Here is an 8,263-nt window from a genome sequence, read left to right on the forward strand (position 1 = left end):
CTTTACTGCTTCTTTCGTTTCAACTTCAACGAATTGGTTGCGGGAGCCGGATTTGAACCGACGACCTTCGGGTTATGAGCCCGACGAGCTACCAGGCTGCTCCATCCCGCGTCCGTGGATGCGCACTATACTCTCCGCGCGTTTTGATGCAACCCATTTTTGAAAAAAAATGGTTTTAATACCGTCTGTTGTCGAATTTTTCCACCATTTGAGGGATTGTTGCACAATATCCGCCGCTCTTTTTATGCCAACGCATTTAAATATGATTTAGCCTTTGCTATCTTCGGCCTGCAAACTGGCGAAATAAGAGAACGCAATGAAAGGATGTTGGGCAAAGTATGCAGTGACCGGCGCATTATTCGCGCTACTGGCGGGATGCTCGTCAAAACCCACTGACAGAGGACAACAGTATATAGATGGAAAACTGGATCAACCGCTGGCGCTGGTAAATCAGCCAAATGCCAAAGGTCGTCCGGTGAATGGTAAAGACTTTGTCGATCAGGTTGGTGAAATCAAATCGGCTTCGCCGCGCATGTTCGCTCGCCAGAACAGTACCTACAGTTCAATTGAAAGCTGGTTAATGTCGGGCGGCGATACCCGTCAGCTACGCCAGTTTGGTCTTGATGCGTTCCAGATGGAAGGTGTCGATAACTACGGTAACGTGCAATTTACCGGTTACTACACGCCGGTGATCCAGGCGCGTTATACCCGTCAGGGCGAATTCCAGTATCCGCTGTACCGTATGCCGCCACGCAGTAAAGGTCGCAAGCTGCCGAGCCGTGCGGAGATCTATGCCGGTGCGCTCGACGATCGCTATATCGTCGGATACAGCAATTCGCTGATTGATAACTTTATGATGGATGTGCAGGGTAGCGGCTACGTCGACTTTGGCGATGGTCGTCCGCTGATGTTCTTTGGCTACGGCGGAAAGAACGGGCACGGTTACTACAGTATTGGTAAGACATTGATCGATCGCGGCGAAGTGAAGCGTGAAGATATGTCGATGCAGGCGATTCGCAAATGGGCTGATGAACACAGTTCTTATGAAGTGCGGGAATTGCTGGAAACCAATCCGTCATTTGTGTTCTTCAAACCTGAAAACTTTGCGCCGGTGCGTGGTGCCAGTGCGGTGCCATTAGTGGCGAAGGCTTCGGTGGCTGCCGATCGCTCACTGATTCCGCCAGGCAGTGTGTTGCTGGCCGAAGTGCCGCTGCTCGACAATAACGGTAAGTTTACCGGCAAATATGAGATGCGTGTGATGGTCGCGCTGGATGTTGGCGGCGCGATCAAAGGCCAGCACTTTGATATCTATCAGGGTATTGGGCCGGATGCCGGTCATATGGCGGGCTTTTTCAACCATTACGGTCGCGTCTGGGTGCTGCGCGCAGCACCCGGTGCCGGTACGAGTCTGTTCAGCGGCAGCTAAAACGGCAATAATGGTGCAATGCTGACTGGCACGAACCATTACACTCTCCTTTAATTGCGGGTCAGTTCTGGCCCGCAATAATTAATATCCCGATTTATCGATTTTAACCAGGGTAGATTCATGACTTCTCTTTCCGACGCCTGGCTGCAACGCTTTGGCGGCACCGCACGTTTATATGGTCAGCATGCATTGCAGCTGTTTGCCGAGGCGCATGTCTGTGTGATTGGTATTGGCGGCGTTGGTTCCTGGGCGGCAGAGGCGCTGGCGCGTACCGGTATTGGCACCATTACCCTGATTGATATGGATGATGTCTGCGTCACCAATACTAACCGTCAGGTGCATGCGCTGCGTGATAACGTCGGCAAAGCGAAAACGGAGGTAATGGCGGAACGTATTCTGGCGATTAACCCTGAGTGCCGGGTGATTTGCATCGATGACTTTATTACTGCCGAAAATACCGCCGAGCTGATGAGCGGCGGCTTTAGCTATGTGATTGATGCTATCGACAGTGTGCGGCCAAAAGCCGCGCTGCTGGCCTGGTGTCGCCGTAATAAAATGCCGCTGGTGACCACCGGTGGTGCCGGTGGTCAGATCGATCCGACCCAGATTCAGGTGGCCGATCTGGCCAAAACCATTCAGGATCCGCTGGCTGCCAAACTGCGCGAGCGACTGAAACAGGATTTCGCCATCGTTAAAAACAGCAAAGGTAAGCTGGGAATAGACTGTGTGTTTTCGACCGAAGCGCTGGTGTATCCGCAGCCGGACGGAACCGTATGCGCATCACGTAGCACCGCCGAAGGACCGAAAAGAATGGATTGCTCAGCCGGATTTGGTGCGGCGACCATGGTCACGGCAACCTTTGGTTTTGTTGCCGTTTCCCATGTGCTGAAAAAGATGATGGCCAGGGCCGCACGTCAGGCGTGAGGCTCAAAGCGCGCGGTCAGGCTGCCGCGCGTTTTACTGCATCCGCTAATGCCTGCAAACCGCTGCTGCGCGAACTGCTTAACTGCTGACGCAGACCAAGCTGGTCAAACAGCGCCAGCGGGTCGCTGTCACGCAGTGTGGCGGCGGATTGCCCTTCAACAGCAGTCAGCAGTACCGCCAGTAATCCCCGTACGATGCGGCCTTCACTGTCACCATAGAAATGCAGTGTGCCATCGGCGTTTAGCTGATGACCCAGCCAGACCCGGTTTTCACAGCCGCTTAGCTCAATATCAGCGTTCTTTAATTCAGCCGGTAACGCGGGCAGCTGTTTGCCGAGTAAGATCAACTGACGATAGCGATCTTCCCATTGATGAAAAGTGGAGAATGTCTCCTGCAAGCTGGCGACGGTAATGACGTCGCCAAACGGATGGGGTGCCAGTGGTGCTGAACTCATCATTAATCTGCCAGTAAAGTGATAGCGGTATGCATAGCGACGATCAGCGCATCGACATCCTGCAAAGTGTTATACGGAGCGAACGAGGCGCGCAGCGTGCCGCTGACGCCCAGCGCGTTCATCAGTGGCTGAGCGCAGTGCTGACCGGCGCGCAGCGCAATGCCACTCTCTGCCAGTAGCGTCACCAGATCGCTGTGGTGAATGCCGGCAATATCAAAAGCCAGCACGCTGGAACGGCTGCTGCGATAACTGCGAAACCCGCTAAACTCGGCCAGACGCTGTTCGGCAAGGCTGGCGAGTCCACAGCTCCACTCTTCTGCTGCACGGATATCGACGTCAGCCAGCCACTCCAGTGCTGCGCTCAGGCCAATGACTCCGGCGACATTCGGCGTGCCAGCCTCGAAACACCAGGGGGCGGGCTGAGCGGTAAAACCGTCAAATGAAACCTCAGTCAGCATTTTGCCACCGCCCTGCACCGGCTGCATCTCTGCCAGCAATTCAGGGCGGGCGTATAACGCGCCGATGCCCATCGGGCCATAAAGTTTATGTGCCGAGAAAGCATAAAAATCGATATCCAGCGCCTGCACATCCGGCGGGTTGTGCACCACTCCCTGGGCACCGTCGATCATCACCGGCACACCGGCTTGATGGGCGAGCGCAATGGCCGCGGCAATATCCGGACAACCGCCGGTGACATTCGACATCTGACCTAATGCCAGCAGGCGAGTGCGCTTATTCAGCAGACCGGGCAGAGTGGTCATATCCGGCAGTCGATGCTGATCCAGTGACCATTTTATCACCCGGGCACCGGTTTGTTGCGCCAGCATCAGCCACGGGACCAGGTTGGCATGGTGTTCCGCTTCACTGACCACAATCTCATCGCCAGGCTGGAGCCGGGGTCTCAGGTAGCTTTGCGCGACCAGATTAATCGCGTCGGTGGTGCCGCGCGTCCAGACAATCGCCAGTGGCGATGGGGCATTCAGCAGTTGCGCCACCTGATGACGGGCATTTTCGTAGCGCTCGGTCAGCTGGCGCGCTTCGGCAAACTGGCTGCGATGCACGGTACCCGCGCTAAGACTATAAAACTGGCGGGTCGCGTCGATAACCACCTGCGGCTTAAGTGCGGTAGCGGCGCTATCGAGGTAAACGCCTGCATCGGCCAGCGCGGGAAACTGCTGGCGAAACTGCGCCGGATTAAAAGACTTCATACTGTTCTCGTGGTTCATTCGTTCAAAGGCTGGCTGAATTCACGGCCTTCAACTGGAAAAGCTGAGAAAGAGCGTTATGCTAATTATTGCAAGGTTTAAACATTACCCGCATATAGATTCTCCTGCTTACCGAAGATCGTTCTTCTGTCGCGGCTGAATTTGGTCATTTGCGGGTGGTTTATCGCAATTTATCTGCAAGGAGATAGAAAATGAAAAAATTCGCCGCAGTACTGGCCGCATGTGCCATGACCTTTACTTTAGCTGCCTGTTCCAGCAACTATGTGATGCATACCAATGATGGCCGCACCATTGTTGCCGATGGCAAGCCGGTGGTCGACAATGATACCGGTATGATCAGCTACAAAGATGCGAATGGCAACAAGCAGCAGATCAATCGCTCTGATGTTAAAGAAATGGTTGAGATGGGCCAGTAAAAATCAGGCAAAAAAAAGCACCGCAATTTGCGGTGCTACTAAATCACTATGGACAGACAGGATAAATCTACAGGAATTAAAAGGGCAGCTAAGCTACCAGATCTGAAAAGTGTCAGATCAATTGCAAACACAACATCACGACCACTAGCCAAAAGTTTTCGAAAATTCCGCGATCTCTCACACAAATTTCAAACAACTTTTCGTTCCGGCTCTGGAAGTGCGGCAACTATAGGTATTTGCTGGAGCTTCCTCAACGGACAATTTATAATGTCTCGGATAAAAAAATCTAATACGTAACATGCTGTTGTCGAGTTACGTCTGGTTGTAACAGAAAACATTACGGAAACCATGTCAAAACGACTTCCTCCCCTGAATGCGCTGCGTGTTTTTGATGCAGCGGCACGGCATCTCAGCTTTACCAAAGCGGCTGAAGAGCTGTTTGTGACGCAGGCTGCGGTTAGCCATCAAATCAAATCTTTAGAGGATTTTCTCGGCCTGAAGCTGTTTCGCCGCCGCAATCGCTCGTTGTTGCTCACCGAGGAAGGGCAAAGTTACTATCTGGATATTAAGGAAATTTTCTCCGCACTGAATGATGCCACGCGTAAGCTACAGGCGCGCAGTGCAAAAGGGGCGCTGACGGTCAGTTTGCTGCCGAGTTTTGCGATTCAGTGGCTGGTTCCACGACTCTCCAGCTTTAACTCAGCTTATCCGGGCATCGATGTTCGTATTCAGGCGGTCGACCGTGAAGAGGAAAAATTAGCTGACGATGTCGACGTGGCGATTTTTTACGGTCGTGGCAACTGGCCAGGCCTGCGGGTGGAAAAATTGTATGCAGAATATCTGCTGCCGGTCTGTTCACCCCTGCTGCTTACCGGCAATAATCCGTTAAAAGTGCCGGCCGATCTGGAAAAGGTCACGCTGCTGCATGACGCCTCACGCCGTGACTGGCAATCCTATACCCGCCAGCTAGGCTTGCAGCACATTAATGTGCAGCAGGGGCCGATCTTCAGCCATAGCGCGATGGTTCTGCAGGCGGCGATCCATGGTCAGGGCATCGCGCTGGCCAATAATGTGATGGCACAGACCGAGCTGGAAGCGGGGCGGCTGGTTTGCCCGTTTAATGATGTTTTGGTCAGTAAAAATGCTTTTTATCTGGTTTGTCATGACAGTCAGGCAGAACTGGGTAAAATAGCCGCCTTTCGCCAGTGGATCCTGGCAAAAGCGGCAAGCGAACAGGAAAAGTTTCGCTTTCGCTACGATCACTAATCGATGCGATGCGTGATGCTTAACCCGCCGGGGCAGGCATGGCGCATCTTCTGTTTTGAGGATAGGTTGATGTCCAGTCGTGCAATGATGATCTTTTCCGCTATCAGCGGATTTGTCTTCGTGATGTTTGGGGCATTCGGTGCCCATGTATTAAGCCAGTCTCTCGGCCCGCAAGAGATGGCGTGGATTCACACCGGGCTGGATTATCAGGCGTATCATACGCTGGCGATCCTCGGTCTGGCCGCCGCGATGCTGCGTCGCGCCAATATCTGGTTCTACTGGAGCAGCGCGTTTCTGGCGTTGGGTACGGTACTGTTTAGTGGCAGCCTCTATTGTCTGGCGCTGTCGCACCTGAAAATGTGGGTTTTTGTCACACCGGTTGGCGGCGTCTGTTTCCTTATCGGCTGGGTTTTAATGTTAATTGGCGCACTGCGTCTGAAGAAAAGGGCAGATCGCCATGAATAAAGTTTTGTTGTATTGCCGCCAGGGTTTTGAGAAAGAGTGCGCGGCGGAGATTACCGATAAAGCGACGCAGCGCGAAGTTTTTGGTTTTGCGCGCGTAAAAGAAGACTCAGGCTACGTGTTATTTGAGTGCTATCAGCATGAAGACGCTGACAAACTGGTGCGTGAACTGCCGTTCAGCGAACTGATTTTTGCGCGCCAGATGGTGGTGGTCGGTGAGTTGCTGCGCGATCTGCCGCCGGAAGACCGCGTATCACCCGTGGTTGGCATGCTGACCGGCGTGGTTGAGAAGGGTGGCGAGCTGCGGGTCGAAGTACCGGATACCAATGCGAGTAAAGAGCTGCTGAAGTTCTGCCGTAAGTTTACCGTGCCGCTGCGTGCCAGTCTGCGCAGCAGCAATATTCTGCTTAACTACGAATCTGCCAAACGGCCGGTGGTGCATGTCTTCTTTATTGCCCCGGGCTGCTGCTATGTGGGTTACTCTTACCCGGACAATAACTCCACGTTCTTTATGGGGATTCCGCGCCTGAAGTTTCCGTCAGATGCGCCAAGCCGTTCGACGCTGAAGCTGGAAGAAGCTTTCCATGTGTTTATTCCTGCCGATGAGTGGGATGAGCGCCTGGCCAGCGGCATGTATGCCGTCGATCTTGGCGCATGTCCTGGTGGCTGGACTTATCAGCTGGTGCAGCGCAGCATGATGGTCGACGCTATTGATAATGGCCCGATGGCACCCAGCCTGATGGATACCGGGCAGGTGACGCATCATCGTGAAGACGGATTTAAATATCGTCCAACCCGTACCAATATTTACTGGCTGGTATGCGATATGGTGGAAAAACCGGTGCGCGTTGCCAATCTGATGACCGAATGGCTGGTGAATGGCTGGTGTCGTGAGGCGATTTTCAACCTTAAGTTGCCAATGAAAAAGCGTTACGAAGAAGTATCGCAGAATCTGGCAATGATGCAGGAAAAGCTCAAAGCTAACGGTATCAATGCGCAGATTAATGCACGCCAGCTGTACCACGATCGTGAAGAGGTCACCGTTCATGTACGCCGTATCTGGAGTGCGACGCCGGGGCGTCGGGATGAGCGTTATTAGTCAGTGAACAGCCCCGGGGAAATCCGGGGTTGATTAAATGGTAAGTAAAGACAATACGTTACTGTTTCGCTACTAATCCTGTTCTCTATTTATCGAAAAGATAAATAGTTTCGTCTTTATCTTTTCGGTACCAGATTTTCATCGGCCGGTGGTCTTTTTCAATGCATTTTGCTCGCGTTTCAATCTCGTCAAAGCAGAGTAAATCACTGTCCTGGCCGGTTCTGTTATCAACTCTGTAGTTACCTGTCCAAAAACTGATGCCATAGTCACTTTCTCCTACGGGTACGTGGTACTTTTCTTTGAACAGAGATTTGTTTTTTTCCCACCAGCGTATTTTACTTTTTTTCGTTACAGGGAAATGTTTAACAATAACGTAATAGTTATCGAGCTGTTTTGAATAATAAACGTCAGTAATCTTTGTTGGTTGAGAAAACCACCAAAAAATCCCTCCCGCTAAAATGACCAGGAGTAAGCACAGTGATTTAAAACGTGTCAAATTTACTGCCCTCAATAGTTTTAGTGACATTCATTTCAGTAATAAAAGGCTGATAGCCATAACCTTGCCAACGTTGTAATGTAAACCAGATGCGGAAGATACGAAATTTCCGGTATAACAGATCGTTAATATCGCTATCATCAAGTCCGAAATGATCCTGTATCCTATAGTGAATTTTAGCTTTGTAACGATCACCGCTAACTTCGAAATTCTCAAGAGTAATATGTGTAGTCCAGGTATCGTGCACACTAATGGCTAATCCATTGAACCTGTCCATCAGGTTATTAAATTTTGGTAATTTAGATTCTGCGATCTCAGTAGTTAACGCCTTGAGGTTACTTTCTGAATAAAAACCATGCTGCCAGTCAGTAAGCTTGGTAAATGTTTGCTTAATAATCTGCAAAGAGCTTTCCATCGAACTATGCTTCTCCAGCGCCGCATCCAGCATTGGATGGAAAAATCGGTCGCCATGCCGATACTGCATATGGTCAATC

10 protein-coding genes and 1 tRNA gene are annotated in these 8,263 nt (G+C 51.6%); 6 read left to right on the forward strand and 5 right to left on the reverse strand.

What is annotated here, in order from left to right; all coding sequences use genetic code 11:
* Window positions 1-34: 34 nt before the first annotated feature.
* Window positions 35-111, reverse strand: a tRNA-Met gene (locus NG42_RS11630).
* A gap of 205 nt (window positions 112-316) precedes the next feature.
* On the opposite strand from NG42_RS11630, the gene mltA reads away from it, so the two are divergent.
* Both mltA and tcdA read left to right on the forward strand, forming a co-directional pair.
* Window positions 317-1,426, forward strand: coding sequence for a murein transglycosylase A (gene mltA / locus NG42_RS11635; RefSeq protein ID WP_053115807.1), 1,110 nt, complete (start codon window positions 317-319; stop codon window positions 1,424-1,426).
* Window positions 1,427-1,546: 120 nt separating this feature from the next.
* A complete protein-coding gene (gene tcdA / locus NG42_RS11640) occupies window positions 1,547-2,350 on the forward strand; it encodes a tRNA cyclic N6-threonylcarbamoyladenosine(37) synthase TcdA (protein WP_052899519.1) in 804 nt (267 codons plus the stop codon).
* Window positions 2,351-2,366: 16 nt separating this feature from the next.
* Here the strand turns inward: tcdA and csdE are convergent, their stop codons facing one another.
* Both csdE and csdA read right to left on the reverse strand, forming a co-directional pair.
* Window positions 2,367-2,804 carry a cysteine desulfurase sulfur acceptor subunit CsdE gene (csdE, locus tag NG42_RS11645; RefSeq protein ID WP_052899532.1) on the reverse strand — a complete coding sequence of 146 codons (438 nt, stop codon included), beginning with the start codon at window positions 2,802-2,804 and terminating at the stop codon, window positions 2,367-2,369.
* Window positions 2,805-2,806: 2 nt separating this feature from the next.
* The gene (gene csdA, locus NG42_RS11650; protein WP_052899533.1) at window positions 2,807-4,012 is read right to left on the reverse strand and encodes a cysteine desulfurase CsdA; all 1,206 of its coding nucleotides are present in this window, start codon (window positions 4,010-4,012) and stop codon (window positions 2,807-2,809) included.
* Window positions 4,013-4,221: 209 nt separating this feature from the next.
* Between csdA and NG42_RS11655 the strand changes: the two genes are divergently transcribed.
* From NG42_RS11655 to rlmM, 4 genes are all read left to right on the forward strand, one after another.
* Window positions 4,222-4,446, forward strand: coding sequence for a YgdI/YgdR family lipoprotein (locus NG42_RS11655; RefSeq protein ID WP_052899520.1), 225 nt, complete (start codon window positions 4,222-4,224; stop codon window positions 4,444-4,446).
* Between the two features lie 348 nt (window positions 4,447-4,794).
* A complete protein-coding gene (locus NG42_RS11660) occupies window positions 4,795-5,712 on the forward strand; it encodes a transcriptional regulator GcvA (protein ID WP_052899521.1) in 918 nt (305 codons plus the stop codon).
* 69 nt (window positions 5,713-5,781) lie between these two features.
* Window positions 5,782-6,177 carry a DUF423 domain-containing protein gene (locus NG42_RS11665; RefSeq protein ID WP_052899522.1) on the forward strand — a complete coding sequence of 132 codons (396 nt, stop codon included), beginning with the start codon at window positions 5,782-5,784 and terminating at the stop codon, window positions 6,175-6,177.
* The gene (rlmM, locus tag NG42_RS11670) at window positions 6,170-7,273 is read left to right on the forward strand and encodes a 23S rRNA (cytidine(2498)-2'-O)-methyltransferase RlmM (protein WP_052899523.1); all 1,104 of its coding nucleotides are present in this window, start codon (window positions 6,170-6,172) and stop codon (window positions 7,271-7,273) included. The genes NG42_RS11665 and rlmM overlap by 8 nt, the downstream gene beginning before the upstream one ends.
* 85 nt (window positions 7,274-7,358) lie before the next feature.
* Here rlmM and NG42_RS11675 read toward each other — a convergent pair whose 3' ends face one another.
* Window positions 7,359-7,769, reverse strand: coding sequence for a DUF943 family protein (locus NG42_RS11675; protein ID WP_052899524.1), 411 nt, complete (start codon window positions 7,767-7,769; stop codon window positions 7,359-7,361).
* Window positions 7,756-8,263, reverse strand: a 508-nt coding sequence (locus tag NG42_RS11680) for a DUF3289 family protein (protein WP_052899534.1), incomplete at its 5' end; no start/stop codon positions are given. The genes NG42_RS11675 and NG42_RS11680, both read right to left, overlap by 14 nt.

This window comes from Winslowiella iniecta, from assembly GCF_001267535.1.
GTDB lineage: Bacteria > Pseudomonadota > Gammaproteobacteria > Enterobacterales > Enterobacteriaceae > Erwinia > Erwinia iniecta.